The sequence below is a fragment of the Kitasatospora sp. NPDC051170 genome, from assembly GCF_044455705.1.
In the GTDB taxonomy this organism is placed as follows: domain Bacteria; phylum Actinomycetota; class Actinomycetes; order Streptomycetales; family Streptomycetaceae; genus Kitasatospora.
Genome location: NZ_JBITFA010000010.1, coordinates 86127 through 101634, shown reverse-complemented (window position 1 = coordinate 101634; position 15508 = coordinate 86127). Strand labels below are relative to the sequence as shown.

Annotated in this window: 12 protein-coding genes; 4 read left to right on the top strand and 8 right to left on the bottom strand. The window is 72.3% G+C overall.

From position 1 onward, the window contains the following. The first annotated feature begins 133 nt into the window (after nucleotides 1-133). Both ACIBCA_RS21540 and ACIBCA_RS21535 read left to right on the top strand, forming a co-directional pair. The gene (locus ACIBCA_RS21540) at nucleotides 134-1063 is read left to right on the top strand and encodes a RecB family exonuclease (RefSeq protein ID WP_396284552.1); all 930 of its coding nucleotides are present in this window, start codon (nucleotides 134-136) and stop codon (nucleotides 1061-1063) included. Further along, the gene (locus tag ACIBCA_RS21535) at nucleotides 1060-1731 is read left to right on the top strand and encodes a response regulator (protein ID WP_396284551.1); all 672 of its coding nucleotides are present in this window, start codon (nucleotides 1060-1062) and stop codon (nucleotides 1729-1731) included. The genes ACIBCA_RS21540 and ACIBCA_RS21535 overlap by 4 nt, the downstream gene beginning before the upstream one ends. 54 nt (nucleotides 1732-1785) lie before the next feature. Here ACIBCA_RS21535 and ACIBCA_RS21530 read toward each other — a convergent pair whose 3' ends face one another. The 3 genes from ACIBCA_RS21530 to metH form a co-directional block, all read right to left on the bottom strand. After that, on the bottom strand, nucleotides 1786-3399 hold the full coding sequence (locus ACIBCA_RS21530; RefSeq protein WP_396284550.1) for an ABC transporter substrate-binding protein: 1614 nt from the start codon (nucleotides 3397-3399) through the stop codon (nucleotides 1786-1788). A gap of 238 nt (nucleotides 3400-3637) precedes the next feature. Then, nucleotides 3638-4342: an HAD family hydrolase gene (locus ACIBCA_RS21525; protein WP_396284549.1), complete on the bottom strand. Its 705-nt coding sequence runs from the start codon at nucleotides 4340-4342 to the stop codon at nucleotides 3638-3640. 139 nt (nucleotides 4343-4481) lie between these two features. Then, complete coding sequence (gene metH / locus ACIBCA_RS21520) at nucleotides 4482-7994, bottom strand: methionine synthase (RefSeq protein ID WP_396284548.1); 3513 nt, start codon at nucleotides 7992-7994, stop codon at nucleotides 4482-4484. Nucleotides 7995-8137: 143 nt separating this feature from the next. Between metH and ACIBCA_RS21515 the strand changes: the two genes are divergently transcribed. Next, the gene (locus ACIBCA_RS21515) at nucleotides 8138-9232 is read left to right on the top strand and encodes a glycoside hydrolase family 18 protein (protein WP_396284547.1); all 1095 of its coding nucleotides are present in this window, start codon (nucleotides 8138-8140) and stop codon (nucleotides 9230-9232) included. 234 nt (nucleotides 9233-9466) lie between these two features. Continuing rightward, nucleotides 9467-10414 (top strand): PAC2 family protein, encoded by a 948-nt coding sequence (locus tag ACIBCA_RS21510; RefSeq protein ID WP_396284546.1) that lies wholly within the window; start codon nucleotides 9467-9469, stop codon nucleotides 10412-10414. Between the two features lie 76 nt (nucleotides 10415-10490). On the opposite strand, the gene mshC is transcribed toward ACIBCA_RS21510, so the two are convergent. The 5 genes from mshC to ACIBCA_RS21485 form a co-directional block, all read right to left on the bottom strand. Then, on the bottom strand, nucleotides 10491-11720 hold the full coding sequence (gene mshC, locus ACIBCA_RS21505) for a cysteine--1-D-myo-inosityl 2-amino-2-deoxy-alpha-D-glucopyranoside ligase (RefSeq protein WP_396284545.1): 1230 nt from the start codon (nucleotides 11718-11720) through the stop codon (nucleotides 10491-10493). Nucleotides 11721-11915: 195 nt separating this feature from the next. Continuing rightward, nucleotides 11916-12764 (bottom strand): carbohydrate-binding protein, encoded by an 849-nt coding sequence (locus ACIBCA_RS21500; RefSeq protein ID WP_396284544.1) that lies wholly within the window; start codon nucleotides 12762-12764, stop codon nucleotides 11916-11918. Nucleotides 12765-12889: 125 nt separating this feature from the next. Then, nucleotides 12890-13819 carry an AraC family transcriptional regulator gene (locus ACIBCA_RS21495; protein ID WP_396284543.1) on the bottom strand — a complete coding sequence of 310 codons (930 nt, stop codon included), beginning with the start codon at nucleotides 13817-13819 and terminating at the stop codon, nucleotides 12890-12892. A gap of 61 nt (nucleotides 13820-13880) precedes the next feature. Then, a complete protein-coding gene (locus ACIBCA_RS21490; RefSeq protein ID WP_396284735.1) occupies nucleotides 13881-14678 on the bottom strand; it encodes an SCO1664 family protein in 798 nt (265 codons plus the stop codon). Between the two features lie 44 nt (nucleotides 14679-14722). Continuing rightward, on the bottom strand, nucleotides 14723-15301 hold the full coding sequence (locus tag ACIBCA_RS21485; RefSeq protein WP_396284542.1) for a DUF3090 domain-containing protein: 579 nt from the start codon (nucleotides 15299-15301) through the stop codon (nucleotides 14723-14725). Nucleotides 15302-15508: the final 207 nt, after the last annotated feature.

Genomic DNA, 15508 nt, shown 5'->3' with positions numbered 1-15508 from the left:
CCGGTGCGCCCACGCTACGTGATCGCGGGCCCGCCGCGGCGCGTGCCCCACGATCCCTTCATACCCATCGCGGGGGCCGCCGTGGCAGAGCCGTGGCAGCGGGATGACAGCGAAGGGCCGTAGGGTCGTGGGCATGCAGCAGACCGACACCACCGCGCCCGCCGGGGCCACGGCCCGCCCGGCGGCGGCGCCGACCGGCCTGTCCCCGTCCCGGGCGGGGGACTTCCTGACCTGTCCCCTGCTGTACCGGCTGCGGGTGATCGACCGGCTTCCGGAGCCGCCGAGCGCGGCGGCGACCAGGGGCACCCTGGTGCACGCGGTGCTGGAACGGCTGTTCGACTCCCCCGCGGCCGAGCGCACACCCGAGCGGGCGCTCGGGCTGCTGCGCCCGCAGTGGGAGCGGCTGCTCGGGGAACGGCCGGAACTGGCCGGCTTGTTCCCGGAGGACGGAGACGATCCGGACGGCGCGGCGCTGACCCGCTGGCTGGCGGACGCCGAGAAGCTGGTCGGCCAGTGGTTCCGCCTGGAGGACCCGACGCGGCTGCACCCGGTGGAGCGCGAGCTGTACGTGGAGACGGCGCTGGAGTCGGGCCTGCTGCTGCGCGGGTACATCGACCGGGTGGACGTCGCCCCGACCGGCGAGGTCCGGCTGGTGGACTACAAGACCGGCCGGGCGCCCTCGCGGGACTTCGAGGGCAAGGCCATGTTCCAGATGAAGTTCTACGCGCTGGTGGTGTGGCGCTGGAAGGGCGTGATCCCCCGCCGGCTGCAGCTGGTCTACCTCGGCGGCGGCGGGGACGTGGTGAGCTACGACCCGGACGAGGCCGACCTGCTGGCGGTGGAGCGCAAGCTGCTGGCGCTGTGGGAGCGGATCGGCCACGCGGTGGCCACCGGGGATTTCCCGGCCACCCGCAACCGGCTCTGCGACTGGTGCGATCATCAGGCCAGTTGCCCGGAGTTCGGGGGCACCCCGCCGCCGTACCCCCTTCCGCTGGCACGTGTTTCCGACGAGGAAAATCCCACGGGGGATCTGATGAGCAAGATGAGCAAGGAGTCCGAGTGACGATCCGAGTGCTGCTGGTCGACGACCAGCCGCTGCTGCGCACGGGTTTCCGGATGATCCTGGAGGCCGAGACCGACCTGGTGGTGGTCGGTGAGGCCGGCGACGGACAGCAGGCGCTGGACCAGGTGCGGGCGCTGCAGCCCGACGTGGTGCTGATGGACATCCGGATGCCGCGGATGGACGGCGTCGAGGCGACCCGCCGGATCGCCGGCCCCGGGCGCGACGGCCCGGCCAAGGTGCTGGTGCTGACCACCTTCGACCTGGACGAGTACGTGGTGGAGGCGCTGCGCGCGGGCGCGAGCGGCTTCCTCCTCAAGGACGTCCCGGCGGAGGAGCTGGTGCAGGCCATCCGGGTGGTCGCCGACGGCGCGGCCATGCTGGCGCCGAGCATCACCCGCCGACTGCTGGACATGTACGCCACCAAGCTGCCCTCGGGCGAGGAGGCGCCGCCGCAGGCCCTGGGCGCGCTGACCGAACGGGAGCTGGAGGTGCTGAAGCTGGTGGCCCGCGGGCTGTCGAACGCGGAGATCGCCGCGGAGCTGTTCGTCAGCGAGACGACGGTCAAGACGCATGTCGGCCACGTGCTGACCAAGCTCCAGCTGCGCGACCGGGTGCAGGCCGCGGTGTACGCCTACGAGAGCGGGCTGGTGCGCCCCGGCGCCCTGTAGGACACGTACGAGAAAGGCCCGCTCCGGCGTCCGGAGCGGGCCTTTCTCGTACGCCTACCTGGTGCGGCCGATGTCCCAGAAGCGGAACACGCCGGTGGTGTCGACGGTGGACTCGACGCCGGTGATGTACGAGCGCGCGGCGAAGAACGCCTTGTTCTGGTACAGCGGGATGAGCGGCGCGTTCTCCGCGACGATCTGCTGGATCTGCGAGTAGCCGGCGGCGGCCGCGCTGCGGTCGGCCTGCTTGAGGCCCTCCGGCACCAGCTTGCCGCTGATCCGCGGGTCGTCCCAGCCGTGGTGGTAGGCACCGCCCTGGACGATCAGCGGGGCGATGTAGTTGTCCGGGTCCGGGTAGTCGGCGAACCAACCGATGATGTACGCCTGGTACTTGCCCTCGGCCCAGCCCTTCTTGTAGGCGTCCCAGTCCGGCTCCTGCTGGACGGTCACCTGGAACAGGCCGCCGGCCTCGAGCTGCTTCTTGAGCGTGTCCGGCTCGGCGTTGCCGGCCCGCGAGCGCGACCAGGTGAGGCTGAGCTTCACCGGCAGCTGGACCTTGGCGTCGGTGAGGATCTTCTTCGCCTTGGCGGTGTCCTGGTCGCCGTAGCGGTCGAAGTAGGCGGTGGTGTGGCCGTTGACGCCGGCCGGGACGAGCGCGTACAGCGGCTGGACGGTCCGGGCGAAGACGTCGCGGGCGAGCGACTTGCGGTCGAGCAGCTGGGCGGCGGCCTGGCGGACGGCGAGGTTGCCGCCGACGGAGTCCTTGGTGTTGAAGACCAGCGAGCGGGTGTCGTTGCTGTCGCCCTCGACGACCTGCACGTCCGAGGCGCCGGACTGCTGGTCCGAGTGCATCTGGGCGGCGGTGTTCGGCTCCAGGCTGTTGTCGGTGAGGTCGACCTCACCCTTGTCCAGCGCCGCCTTGAGGTCGGCCGGCTGGTCGAAGTACCGCACGGTGAACTTGGTGTTGCGCAGCTTGGCCTCGCCGCTGTACTTGTCGTTGGCGACCAGCACGACCTTGCCGAGCTGCTGGCCGTCGCCCTTGCCGGCCTTGACCATCTCGACGGAGTCGAAGCGGTACGGGCCGGAGCCGACCAGCTTGTCGTTGGCGACGAGCTTGTCCGCCGGGTACGCCTGGTGGTCGACGATGGCGCCGGCCGGGCCGGCGAGCTTGGCCGGGAGGGTGGCGTCGGGGGCGCCGAGGTGGAAGAGCACCTCGTTGTCGCCCTTGGCCTCGACGGTCTTGATGGAGGAGAGCAGCGAGCCCGGGCCGTTGGGGTCGTTGATCTTCCGGGTGCGCTCGACGGAGAACACCACGTCCTGGGCGGTCAGCGCGTGGCCGTTGGAGAACTTGAGGCCGGGGCGCAGGGTGCAGTGGTACTGCATGGCGTCGGCGCCGGTGAACTCGCAGGACTGCGCGGCGTCCGGGGAGGGCGCGCTGGAGGCGGCGGGGAAGGCCAGCAGCGACTGGAAGGTGTTGCGCAGCAGCATCCAGGACGCGGAGTCGTACGCGGCGGCCGGGTCCAGGACGCCGGTGAGCTGGGTCGTCCCCATGGTGATCGCCTTGCCGTCGCTGCCCTTGACGGCGTCGGTCACCGACCCGCAGCCGGTCAGCGTCACGGCGACCAGGCCGGCACAACCGAGTACGGCCAGGCGTTCAGCGGGAGTTCTCACGGGCGCGTCCTTGGGGTGGGGTACGAACCCGAGTAGCGTGCCATATCGAACACATTCGACCGGTACCCGCGAAGATGACGTTTGGGACACGGGAGTTGGGGGCAGTCGGCGATACCCGACGAGTTGTCAGGCATTGCCCGATTTCTCCCCGGGGCGAACCTCGGAGGCGGTACGAACAAATCCCCTTACCAGCCGATAGGGCCGCCTGCGATGAGACGACAATCACACAGTTGAGCGTTCACACCCGGGTGGCGACCACCGAGCGCAGCAGGTCCAGGTCCACCTGCTCCAGCGAGGAGACCACCAGGCGCCCCGGGGCCGGCTCGATCGGCGCCACCGAGGGGACCGCGATCACCGGGCAGCCCGCCGCCTCGCCCGCCCGCACCCCGGTCGGGGTGTCCTCGACCACCACGCAGCGGCCCGGCTCGGCGCCCAGGCGGCGGGCCGCCTCCAGGTACGGGTCCGGGAACGGCTTGGTGCGCGCCACCTCGTCGCCGCCGATGGTGAAGGCGAAGTGCTCGGCGCCCAGCGAGCGCAGCACGATGTCGATCACGTGCCGGTGCGAGGCCGACACCAGGGCGGCCGGGATCCCGTGCGCGTCCAGGGTGTTGAGCAGCCGCTCGGCGCCCGGCATCAGGGGCACCCCGCCGGCCAGCAGCTCCACGAAGCGCTCGTTGACCATCACCCCGAGGTCGGCCGGGGCGATGTCCACGCCGGTGCGGCCGACCAGGTAGTCCATCACCCGGGTCATCGGGCCGCCGACCACGTGGGCGCGGTCCGCCTCGTCCAGCCGGTGGCCCAGCTCGGCGAAGAGCGTGACCTCGGCCTGCCACCAGAAGTCCTCGGTGTCCACCAGCGTGCCGTCCATGTCCAGCAGCACCGCCTGGAGCCCCCGGGCGTCCCCGTGGTCGAGCACGCGCGTGGCGGTGGTGGTGGAGGTCATGGCGGCTTCCTTCCGTCCGGACCCGGGCGTACCCGGGGATGGCACGGGCCGGCCCGCTGGTCAGCGGACCGGCCCGTTCAGGATCATCCAGAATACGCCCGCACCCTCCGGAAAGAGCGAACGCGGCGGGGCGATGGGATTACCGGGCGTTGAAGTACTTCGCCTCCGGGTGGTGGATCACGATCGCGTCCGTGGACTGCTCCGGGTGCAGCTGGAACTCCTCGGAGAGCACCACGCCGATCCGCTCGGGCCGCAGCAGCTCGGCGATCTTGGCGCGGTCCTCCAGCTCGGGGCAGGCCCCGTAGCCGAGCGAGAAACGGGCGCCGCGGTACTTGAGGGCGAACATGTCCTTGACGTCCTGCGGGTCCTCGCCGGAGAAGCCCAGCTCGTAGCGGACCCGGGCGTGCCAGAACTCGGCCAGCGCCTCGGCCAGTTGGACGGAGAGGCCGTGCAGCTCCAGGTAGTCGCGGTAGGAGTTCTCCGCGAACAGCTCGTTGGCCGCCTCCGAGATCCGGTTGCCCATGGTGACGACCTGAAGGCCCACCACGTCCCGCTGGCCGGACTCCTCCGGGCGGAAGAAGTCCGCCAGGCAGAGCCGGCGCCCGCGCCGCTGGCGGGGGAAGGTGAAGCGGGTGCGCTCGGTGCCGTCCTCGTGGAAGACGATCAGGTCGTCGCCCTTGGAGTTGGCCGGGTAGTAGCCGTAGACCACGGCGGCCTCCAGCCAGCCCTCGGTCTGCAGCCGGTCCAGCCAGGCCCGCAGCCGCGGCCGGCCCTCGGTCTCCACCAGCTCCTCGTACGAGGGGCCGTCTCCGGCACGGGCGGCCTTGAGGCCCCACTGGCCCTTGAACAGCGCGTCCTCGTCCAGCCAGGAGGCGTAGTCGGCGAACGGGATGCCCTTGACGATGCGGTCGCCCCAGAACGGCGGGGCCGGCACCCGGTTGTCCACCACGACGTCGGAGCGGATCTGGCCGAGGTTGACCTCGGGCTCCGGCTCCTCCACCTGGGCGCGGGCGTGGCGGCGCTGCTTGAGCTCCGGCAGGACGGCGCCGGGCACGCCGCGCTTGACGGCGATCAGCGCGTCCATCAGCCGCAGGCCCTCGAAGGCGTCGCGGGCGTAACGGACCTCGCCCTCGTAGATCTCGTGCAGGTCCTGCTCGACGAAGGCGCGGGTCAGGGCGGCGCCGCCGAGGATCACCGGGTAGCTGGCGGCCAGCTTGCGCTGGTTCAGCTCCTCCAGGTTCTCCTTCATGATCACGGTGGACTTGACCAGCAGGCCGGACATGCCGATGACGTCCGCGTTGTGCTCCTGGGCGGCGTCGAGGATCGCCGAGACGGGCTGCTTGATGCCCAGGTTGACGACGTTGTAGCCGTTGTTGGACAGGATGATGTCCACCAGGTTCTTGCCGATGTCGTGGACGTCGCCCTTGACGGTGGCCAGCACGATGGTGCCCTTGCCCTCGCTGTCGGACTTCTCCATGTACGGCTCCAGGTGGGCCACCGCCGTCTTCATCACCTCGGCGGACTGGAGCACGAACGGCAGCTGCATCTGGCCGGAGCCGAACAGCTCGCCGACCACCTTCATGCCCGACAGCAGGGTGTCGTTGATGATCTCCAGCGCCGGGCGCACCGTCAGCGCCTCGTCCAGGTCGGCCTCCAGGCCGTTGCGCTCCCCGTCGATGATGCGGCGCTGCAGCCGCTCGTCCAGCGGGAGCGCGGCCAGCTCCTCGGCCTTGGACGCCTTGACGGAGGCGCTGGAGACGCCTTCGAACAGCTCCAGCAGGCGCTGCAAGGGGTCGTAGCCCTCGCGGCGGCGGTCGTAGACCAGGTCGAGGGCGGCCTCGCGCTGGTCCTCGGGGATCCGGGAGATCGGGAGGATCTTGGAGGCGTGCACGATCGCCGAGTCCAGTCCGGCCTCCACGCACTCGTGCAGGAAGACGGAGTTGAGCACCACGCGGGCGGCCGGGTTGAGGCCGAAGGAGATGTTCGACAGGCCCAGGGTGGTCTGCACCCCCGGGCGGCGGCGCTTGAGCTCGCGGATGGCCTCGATGGTCTCGATGCCGTCCCGGCGGGACTCCTCCTGGCCGGTGGCCAGGGTGAAGGTGAGGCAGTCGACCAGGATCGAGCCCTCGTCGATGCCGTAGTCGGCGGTCAGCTCGGCGATCAGTCGCTCGGCGATCTCCACCTTGTGGGCGGCGGTGCGGGCCTGGCCCTCCTCGTCGATGGTGAGGGCGATCAGGCCGGCGCCGTGCTCGCGGGCCAGCGAGGCGATCCTCCCGAAGCGCGAGTCGGGGGCGTTGCCGTCCTCGTAGTTGACGGAGTTGAGCACCGCGCGGCCGCCGATGGCCTCCAGGCCGGCGCGCAGCACGTCGGGCTCGGTGGAGTCCAGCACGATCGGCAGGGTGGAGGCGGTGGCCAGGCGGCCGGCGATCTCCTTCATGTCGGCGACGCCGTCGCGGCCGACGTAGTCCACGCACAGGTCCAGCAGGTGGGAGCCGTCGCGGATCTGGTCGCGGGCGATCTCCACGCACGCCTGCCAGTCCCCCGCCAGCATGGACTCGCGGAACTTCTTCGAGCCGTTGGCGTTGGTGCGCTCGCCGATCGCCAGGTAGGAGGTGTCCTGGCGGAACGGCACGGCCTGGTAGAGCGAGGCGGCGGACGGCTCGGGCTGCGGGTCGCGCGGGGCGACCGGGCGGCCCTGGACGCGCTCGACGACCTGGCGCAGGTGCTCGGGGGTGGTGCCGCAGCAGCCGCCGACCAGCGAGAGCCCGTACTCGCGGGTGAACACGTCGTGGGCGTCGGCCAGCTCGGCCGGGGTCAGCGGGTAGTGGGCGCCGTCCTTGCCGAGCACCGGCAGGCCCGCGTTCGGCATGCAGGACAGGCCGATCCTCGCGTTCTTGGCCAGGTAGCGCAGGTGCTCGCTCATCTCGGCCGGGCCGGTGGCGCAGTTCATGCCGATGTAGTCGATGCCCAGCGGCTCCAGGGCGGTCAGCGCCGCGCCGATCTCGGAGCCGAGCAGCATGGTGCCGGTGGTCTCCACGGTCACCTGGGCCAGGATCGGCAGGTCCAGGCCGGCCTCGGCCAGGGCGCGCTTGCAGCCGAGGATCGCGGCCTTGGTCTGGAGCAGGTCCTGGCTGGTCTCGACGAGCAGCGCGTCGGAGCCGCCGGCGATCAGCCCGGCCGCGTTCAGCCGGAAGCCCTCGCGCAGGGTCTCGTACGGGGCGTGGCCCAGGGTGGGCAGCTTGGTGCCGGGGCCGATCGAGCCGAGCACCCAGCGGACGCGGCCGTCCTCGGCGGTGCGGGCGTCGGCCGACTCGCGGGCGATCCGGGCGCCGGCCTCGGAGAGCTCGAAGATGCGCTCGGAGATCTCGTACTCGCCCAGCGCGGAGAAGTTGGCGCCGAAGGTGTTGGTCTCCACGCAGTCCACGCCCACCGCGAAGTAGGCGTCGTGGACGGAGCGGACGATGTCCGGCCGGGTGACGTTGAGGACCTCGTTGCAGCCTTCGAGGTTCTGGAAGTCCTCCAGCGTCGGGTCCTGCGCCTGGAGCATGGTGCCCATCGCCCCGTCGGCCACCACCACGCGGGCGGCGAGTGCTTCACGCAGCGCGTTCGCGCGGCTCTGCGGAGTGATGGACGGATCGGCTGCAGTGGCCATGGGGCGTCTCCCTGGTGCGACGGCTGTCGGCTTTGCGCGCCCGCTTGCTCGGACGCGCACGACGCCAGGGTATCCGGCTCCCGGCTCGGCCTGTCGACCCATTCCGTATCCTGAACGTTCGATCGCGAAGGGGGAGCGACCGCATGGCCTCTGTCAAGACCGTCCTCACACGTGTCGGACGGGCCGTGTCGGCCCCGTTCGGAGCGCTGCGCGAGCGCTGGCGGCGCTGGTCCCGGTGGCGCCGGGCGCTGCTGGTCCTGGCCCTGGTGGCGGCCGTTCCGCTGGCCGCGCTCGGCTCCCTCCTGACCGTGTTCCGGCTCCACTACACGGGTGAACCGGCCCCCGAGGCCCGCACCCGCGGACGGGACGCGGTGTGGCTGGGCCATGCGTGGGTGGACGGACGCAAGACGGACACGGACGTCCAGGCACTGGTCCGCCAACTGGCGGGCACCGGCGTACGGGACCTGTACGTGCACACCGGCCCGCTGGAGCACGACGGCTCCCTCCCGGCCTCCGTCCACCCCCGGGCCCGCTGGTTCACCGAGGCCGCGCACCGGGCCCTGCCCGGCGTGCGCCTCCAGGGCTGGCTGGGCGACGAGGTCAAACCGGAGAAGGACGCCCTGGACCTCGACGACGCCCCCACCCGCGAGCGGATCACCGCCTCCGCCCGCCAGGTGCTCGACCAGGGCTTCGACGGGGTGCACTTCGACATGGAGCCCATCCGCCCCGGTACGGCCGGCTGGCTCTCCCTGCTGGACGCCGTCCGCCCGGTGACGGCGGCGCGCGGCGCGGTGCTCTCCGTCGCGGCCCCGCAGATCGACCCCGTCCCGGGCCTGCACACCGCCGCGATCGCGCTCACCGACCACGGCAAGTGGTGGGACGCGGGGTACTTCACCGAGACCGCCCGCCGCGTGGACCAGATCGCGGTGATGAGCTACGACACCTCCATGCCCACCCAGCCCCTGTACGGCGGGTACGTGGCCCAGCAGACCGAGATGGCGCTGGCCGCCACCCCGCCCGGGGTCGACCTGCTGATGGGCCTGCCCTTCTTCTGGGCCGACCAGCCCGGCCACGACGGCGACGCCGAGACGGTCACCGCCGCCGTGCGCGGCGTCCGCCTGGGCCTGGGCCGCGAGGACCTCTCCCGCCGGCGGTTCGGCGTCGCCCTGTACGTGGACTTCGCCTCGACGCCCGAGCACTGGGCCGCCTACCGGCGCGGCTGGGTGGACGTCTCCTGACCTGACGATCCGTCAGCCAGCACGCCGCCGATATCCGCTGGATCACGACCGGCGGCTCCCTCAGACTGTCCCGGTGCCCGGCCGCTACGCGCATCAAAGCCCGTAGGCTGGGCAGGTAGGGACCGTGGAGCGAGGAGTTCCACGGGCGACGAGAGGTTCGACCGTCGGCGACCGGCCGATCGGCGCCCCGGCCGGGGCGCCCGCGGCAGGCAGCCGACCGGAGGGAGACGCTGGGTGATCGAGCTGGAAGATGTTCCCGAGTTGATCGACCCGGTGATGGTCTGCGCCTTCGAGGGCTGGAACGACGCCGGCGACGCCGCCTCCACGGCGCTGGCGCATCTGGACGAGACCTGGGGCGGCAAGGTGATCGCCGCGCTGGACGCGGAGGACTACTACGACTTCCAGGTCAACCGGCCGACGATCTGGCTGGACGGCGGCATCCGCAGGATCACCTGGCCCACCACCAGGCTCTCGGTGATCCGGGTGACCGAGCCGACCACGCGCGACCTGGTACTGGTGCGCGGCATCGAGCCGAGCATGCGGTGGCGCTCGTTCTGCAACGAACTGCTGGGCTTCGCCCACGAGCTGGGCATCGAGCTGGTGGTGATCCTGGGCGCGCTGCTCGGCGACACCCCGCACAGCCGCCCGGTGCCGGTCAGCGGGGTCACCTCCGACCCCGAGCTGGCCCGCCGGCTGGACCTGGAGGAGAGCCGCTACGAGGGCCCGACCGGCATCGTCGGCGTGCTCCAGGAGGCCTGCACCCACGCCGGGGTGCCGGCCGTGACGCTCTGGGCGGCCGTGCCGCACTACGTCTCGCAGCCGCCGAACCCGAAGGCGACGCTGGCGCTGGTCAACAAGCTGGAGGACCTGCTGGACCTGCGCATCCCGCCGGGCGAGCTGGCCGAGGACGCCCGGGCCTGGCAGCTCGGGGTGGACCAGCTGGCCGCCGAGGACAGCGAGGTGGCCGAGTACGTCCAGCAGCTGGAGGAGGCGCAGGACACGGCGGAGCTCCCGGAGGCGTCCGGGGACGCCATCGCCCGGGAGTTCGAGCGCTACCTGCGGCGGCGGGAGAACGTCGGGCCGACCGGCGAGAAGCCGGTGTCCGGGCACGCCACCGCGGAGCGGCCGGCCGAGCCGGAGGCCCCGGGTGCGTCCCGGGAGAGCCAGGACGAGGACGAGTAGCACGCGCAGCCGTACGACGCGGGAACGCCGAAGGGGCGCCGGGACAGAAGTCCCGGCGCCCCTTCGTTGCGCAACCTCAGAGCGCGACACCCAGCAGGGCGTCCACGGTGCGGCTGACGAGGCCGGGGGCGCCGGTGTCGGTGCCGCCCTCGCCGTCCTGAAGGGCCGCCCAGCGGTCGACGGCGGCCAGCGCGGCGGGCGCGTCCAGGTCGTTCGCCAGCGCCGTACGGATCTCGGCGAGCAGCTGCTCGGCGGCCGGGCCGTCCGGGCGGGAGACCGCGGCGCGCCAGCGGGCGAGGCGCTCGACGGCCTCGTCCAGGACGTCCTTGGTCCACTCCCAGTCCTCGCGGTAGTGGTGCGAGAGCAGGGCCAGGCGGATCGCCGCCGGGTCGACGCCCTCGCGGCGCAGGGTGGAGACGAAGACCAGGTTGCCGCGGGACTTGGACATCTTCTTGCCGTCCAGGCCGACCATGCCGGCGTGCACGTACGCCTTGGCGTACGGGTGGCCGGCGGTGGCGACCTGGGCGTGCGAGGCGCCCATCTCGTGGTGCGGGAAGGACAGGTCGCTGCCGCCGCCCTGGAGGTCGAAGCCCATGCCCAGGTACTGCAGCGCGATGGCCACGCACTCGATGTGCCAGCCGGGACGGCCGTGGCCGAGCTCGGTGTCCCAGGCGGGCTCGCCGGGGCGGGCGGCCATCCAGAGCAGCGCGTCCAGCGGGTCGCGCTTGCCCGGGCGGTCCGGGTCGCCGCCGCGCTCGGCGAAGACCGGACGCATGGCCTCGCGGGTGAGGCCGGAGACGCCGCCGAAGTGCGGGTCGGAGTCGACGGAGAAGTAGATGTCCCCGTCGACCTCGTAGGCGGCGCCGGAGGCCAGCAGCTTCTGGACGATCGGCACGATCCACGGGATCGACTCGACGGCGCCGACGTAGTGGGCCGGCGGGAGCAGCCGCAGGGCGGTCATGTCCTCGCGGAACAGGGCCGTCTCGCGCTCGGCGAGGGCCACCCAGTCCTGGCCGGTCTCGACCGCGCGCTGGAGCAGCGGGTCGTCGACGTCGGTGACGTTCTGGATGTACAGGACGTCGTGGCCGGCGTCCTTCCAGACGCGCTGCACCAGGTCGAACGCGTTGTAGGTGGCGGCGTGGCCCATGTGGGTCGCGTCGTAGGGGGTGATGCCGCAGACGTAGATCCGGGCGGTGCCGTCCTGCGGCACGACCTCGCGGACCTTGCCCGCTGCGGTGTCGAAGATGTGGAGGGGGAGCCCCTGACCAGGCAGGGCGGGAACCTCGGAGGCGGGCCAGGCATGCATGGGATCGACTTTAACCTTGAGAACATTTGAAAGCCTAACCAGTAACGAAGATCGACTGGATTCGCTTCCTTTCGTTGCCTGACCGCTTTCCGACTGGTAAAGCGCGTTCCCCGTACCTCTGCGGACATGGTTGAGCGCCCGGTCGGCCCTGCCGCCGACCGGGCGCCCGGCTGCCCCGAGCAGCGGACGGAGCCGCTACACCCGCTGCCAGAGGGCCGGTACGTTCGGCGGCTCCCAGCCGACCATGGCCGTGTGGCCCTGGAGGCAGACGTAGGAGGCGCCGTTGTAGGTGACGCGGTCGCCCGCGTTGTACGACCGGCCGGCGGTCCAGCTGCCGCTCGGCTGGGTGGGCGTGCTCGTGGGCGTCCCGGTGGGGGTGCCGGTGGGCGTCGCGGTCGGGCTGGGGGTGCCCGGGGTCTGCGGCACGTTGAGGACGAAGTCGAAGCTGGCGTCCTTGCCCGGGCCGTTCTGCCGGACCGTCATCAGCAGCCGCGCGTCGTAGATGGTGTCGGTGTTGTTGCGGGGCTCACCCGGGAAGTAGAGCTGGGTGGTGAGGATTCCGCGGCCGGGGGCCTGGACCTTGACGTGGATGTGCCTGGTCCGGCCCGGGTAGAGGCCGGGGACGATGGTGTCGAGCCGGTACGCGCCGTTGGCGTCGGTGAACTGGTGGCCGCGGAAGGTGTACCCGCTGTTGTCGTAGTCCCCGTTGTCGTCGGCCTGCCAGAAGTCCAGCAGCACGCCGGAGATGCCCCGGCAGGCGCTGCCGAACACGTAGCCGCTCACGGAGAGCCGGGTGCCGGGGCCGTCGTTCGCCATGGAGCTGCGCAGCGGCGAGTTCGGCTTGAAGTACGGACCCTCGGTCTGGTCGATCGTCGGGTCGTCGTGGTCGTGGCACTGCGGTGTGAGGCCGGGGGCCTCGCCGCTGCCCGCCGAGTCGCGGGCCAGCGCCACTCCGCCGCCGATCAGCATCGGGGCGGCACCGATCACGGCGGCGGCCTTGAGGACGGTCTTGCGGCTGATCATGCCGTCTTCGGACGGGGGCATGCCGCCTCCATTCCTGGATGGGTTGGGGGGTGGGGGCGGCCCTTGCCATGGTGGGGGCATGACAAGGGCCGGACCGGCCGCCCGTCCCATCTCGCCGGAAGGACCGCCGGTGGCCAGTAGAGAACCTACGGCCCCTCCGCCGTCGCCGCGATGGACATGATCCGGGGATCGTGGTGATTTCCGTCGACCCGCGCACGGAATTCACCCGGGGTCATCCCCGTCTCCCGGCGGAAGAAGCGGCAGAAGTACGCCGGGTCGGCGAAGCCGGACTCCCGCGCCACCTGGCGGATCGTCAGATCCGTGCAAGCCAGCAGCCGTTTGGCCTCCAGGGTCTGCTGCCGGCGGATCAGCCCGCCCGGGGTCCGGCCGGTGGCCTGCTTCACCAGGCTCTGCAGGTGGCCCGGGGAGACGCCGAGCTCCTGCGCCGTGGAGGCCACCGAGTGCCGCACCCCGCCCGGCCCGGCGATCAACCGCGTGAAGGCGGCGGCCAGTTCGGCCGGGCGGCTGACCACCGCCGGCTGCTCGTCCGGGGTGCAGGCGCGCAGCGCCCGGACGATCAGGATGTGCAGGCTCGCCCGCAGCACCCCCTGGTAGCCGGGCGCCCTCGCGCGGTACTCGTGCTCCATGTCGGCGAACAACGCGCCCACCGCCCCGGCGTGTTCACCGAGGTCGACCGCCGGGTGGGCGGCCAGCGCGCGCAGCGCGGCGAGGTCCTGCGGGTTGCCGAGCAGGAAGTCCTCGTTGAACAGCACGACCCGGCCCGCGAGTTCGTCCGACTCCGACCAGTAGTGCACCTGCCCGGGGGTGATGACGCACAACTGCGGTGGCGCCAGCGGCCGGTGGACGAGGTCCAGCACGTGGGCGCCGCGGCCGCCGGTGACGTGGACGATCTCGTAGAAGGAGTGGCGATGGGGGAAGCCCGCGCGCGAGAGCGGGCCTATCGCGTCGAAACTGCCGATGGCGAAGGGGAGCAGATGGGGCAGCGGGACCTGGAGCCGGTGCATCGGCAGGTCCGGCGCGGCACGGGGTGTGGGGGTGGTCCGTCGCACGTCCATCGGAGCAGTGTGCGACCGATCCGGGAACAGGTCCAGACCATCTGGGCCCAGTTGTGAAGACTCAGACGGGCGGCCAGGGGATCGCGGGCCAGTCGCGGGAGGGCAGCGGGTGCCGGCCCGACTCCCGCAGGGCCGCCACCCGGGCGCGGGTGGCGTCCAGTTCCTCGGCCGTCAGGTGCGGGGCGAGGCGCCCGGCCAGCTCCCCGTCCAGGTCCGCGGCCAGGCGGGCCAGCACCTCCAGCGCCTCCTCCGGCAGCGGATCGCCCGCCCAGCCCCACAGCAGGGTGCGCAGCTTGTCCTCGGTGTTGAAGGTGACGCCGTGGTCGATGCCGTACACCCGGCCGTCCGCGGCGGGGATCAGGTGCCCGCCCTTGCGGTCGGCGTTGTTGAGCACCGCGTCCAGCACGGCGAGCCGGCGCAGCCGCCCGTCGTCGTGGTGCACCAGCAGCGCGGTGCGCCCGCCCTCCACCTCGGCCCGCACGATCGGCAGCCAGCCCTCCTCGGGGCCGCGCGGGTCCTGGAGGTCGAGCAGCGGATCGGCCTCCGGGTCGGGCTCCACCCACAGCTGCACCATGCCCGGGCCGTGCGGGCCCCCGCGCAGCACGGTCGGCGGGATCAGCGCCCAGCCCGTCGCCGCGGACAGCTCGTACGAGGCGACCTCGCGCCCGGCCAGGGTGCCGTGCGGGAAGTCCCACAGCGGGCGCTCCCCGGCCACCGGCTTGTAGACGGCCTGAGCGCTGAGCGAGCCGTGCGCGACGGTGCAGTACAGCGCCGCGTTGGACGCCTCGGTCAGCCGGCCGTGGACGGTCAGCTCGCCCTGGCGCAGCAGGGCCAGGGCGGTGGGCACGTCGGCGGCCAGGGCGGCGGCCGCCGACGGGTCCGCCTGCGGCGGGGTGTCGGTGTTCAGCGCCGGTAGCCGTTCGCGCGCGGGCACAGGTGGCCCTCCGGGTCCAGCGGCAGGTTGCAGAACGGGCAGGGCTTGCGCCCGGCCGCGACCAGGTCCAGCGCGCGCTTGGCGAACACCCGGGCCATCGCGCCGGAGAGCCGCACCCGCAGCATGTCCGGGCCGCTGTCCTCGTCCCGGAAGACGGCCTCGGCCTCGTCCTCGGCCTCGTCCTCTTCCTCCTCCTCGACCAGCGCCTGCGCCTCGACCACCAGGCAGCTCTCGGCGCTGTCCCAGGCCAGGGCCATGGTGCCGACGCGGAACTCCTGCTCCAGCGGCAGGTCGAGCGGGGCGGTGTCGAGCAGGTCGTTCGGCGCGGTGGCCGGGATGGTCGTGTCGCCGCCGCTGCGCCTCAGGGCCTCGTCGAGGACCTCCTCGATCCGCTCGGCGAGCGCGGCCACCTGTGTCTTCTCCAGCAGCACGCTGGTGATCCTCCCCCGGGCGCTGGCCTGGAGGTAGAACGCCCGGGCGCCGGGCTGGCCGACGGTACCGGCCACGAACCGTTCGGGCTGGTCGTAGAAGAAGACCTGACGGGGCACGCTCTCGCTCCGGATCGTGTTCGGTCGTGGCGATCCTCAGGACCGCCGGGGTCGTTGCGACGTCTCGGGTCGGGCGCGCCCGCGCGGCGGCCCCGTGGGGGGCGCGCACCGCCGGGAGTGCCCGTCCCTCACCCTACGACCTCCGGGCCTTCGCCGGGGACCCGAACGGACCCCGGCACCGTCCCGGCCCGCACCTGGCATCGCCCA

Excerpts from the sequence above, each read along its gene's own strand:
- ACIBCA_RS21540 (WP_396284552.1), top strand. The coding sequence starts at position 134 with ATGCAGCAGACCGACACCACCGCGCCCGCCGGGGCCACGGCCCGCCCG.
- ACIBCA_RS21525 (WP_396284549.1), bottom strand. The coding sequence starts at position 4,342 with ATGACCTCCACCACCACCGCCACGCGCGTGCTCGACCACGGGGACGCC.
- metH (WP_396284548.1), bottom strand. The coding sequence starts at position 7,994 with ATGGCCACTGCAGCCGATCCGTCCATCACTCCGCAGAGCCGCGCGAAC.
- ACIBCA_RS21515 (WP_396284547.1), top strand. The coding sequence starts at position 8,138 with ATGGCCTCTGTCAAGACCGTCCTCACACGTGTCGGACGGGCCGTGTCG.
- mshC (WP_396284545.1), bottom strand. The coding sequence starts at position 11,720 with ATGCATGCCTGGCCCGCCTCCGAGGTTCCCGCCCTGCCTGGTCAGGGG.
- ACIBCA_RS21500 (WP_396284544.1), bottom strand. The coding sequence starts at position 12,764 with ATGCCCCCGTCCGAAGACGGCATGATCAGCCGCAAGACCGTCCTCAAG.
- ACIBCA_RS21495 (WP_396284543.1), bottom strand. The coding sequence starts at position 13,819 with ATGGACGTGCGACGGACCACCCCCACACCCCGTGCCGCGCCGGACCTG.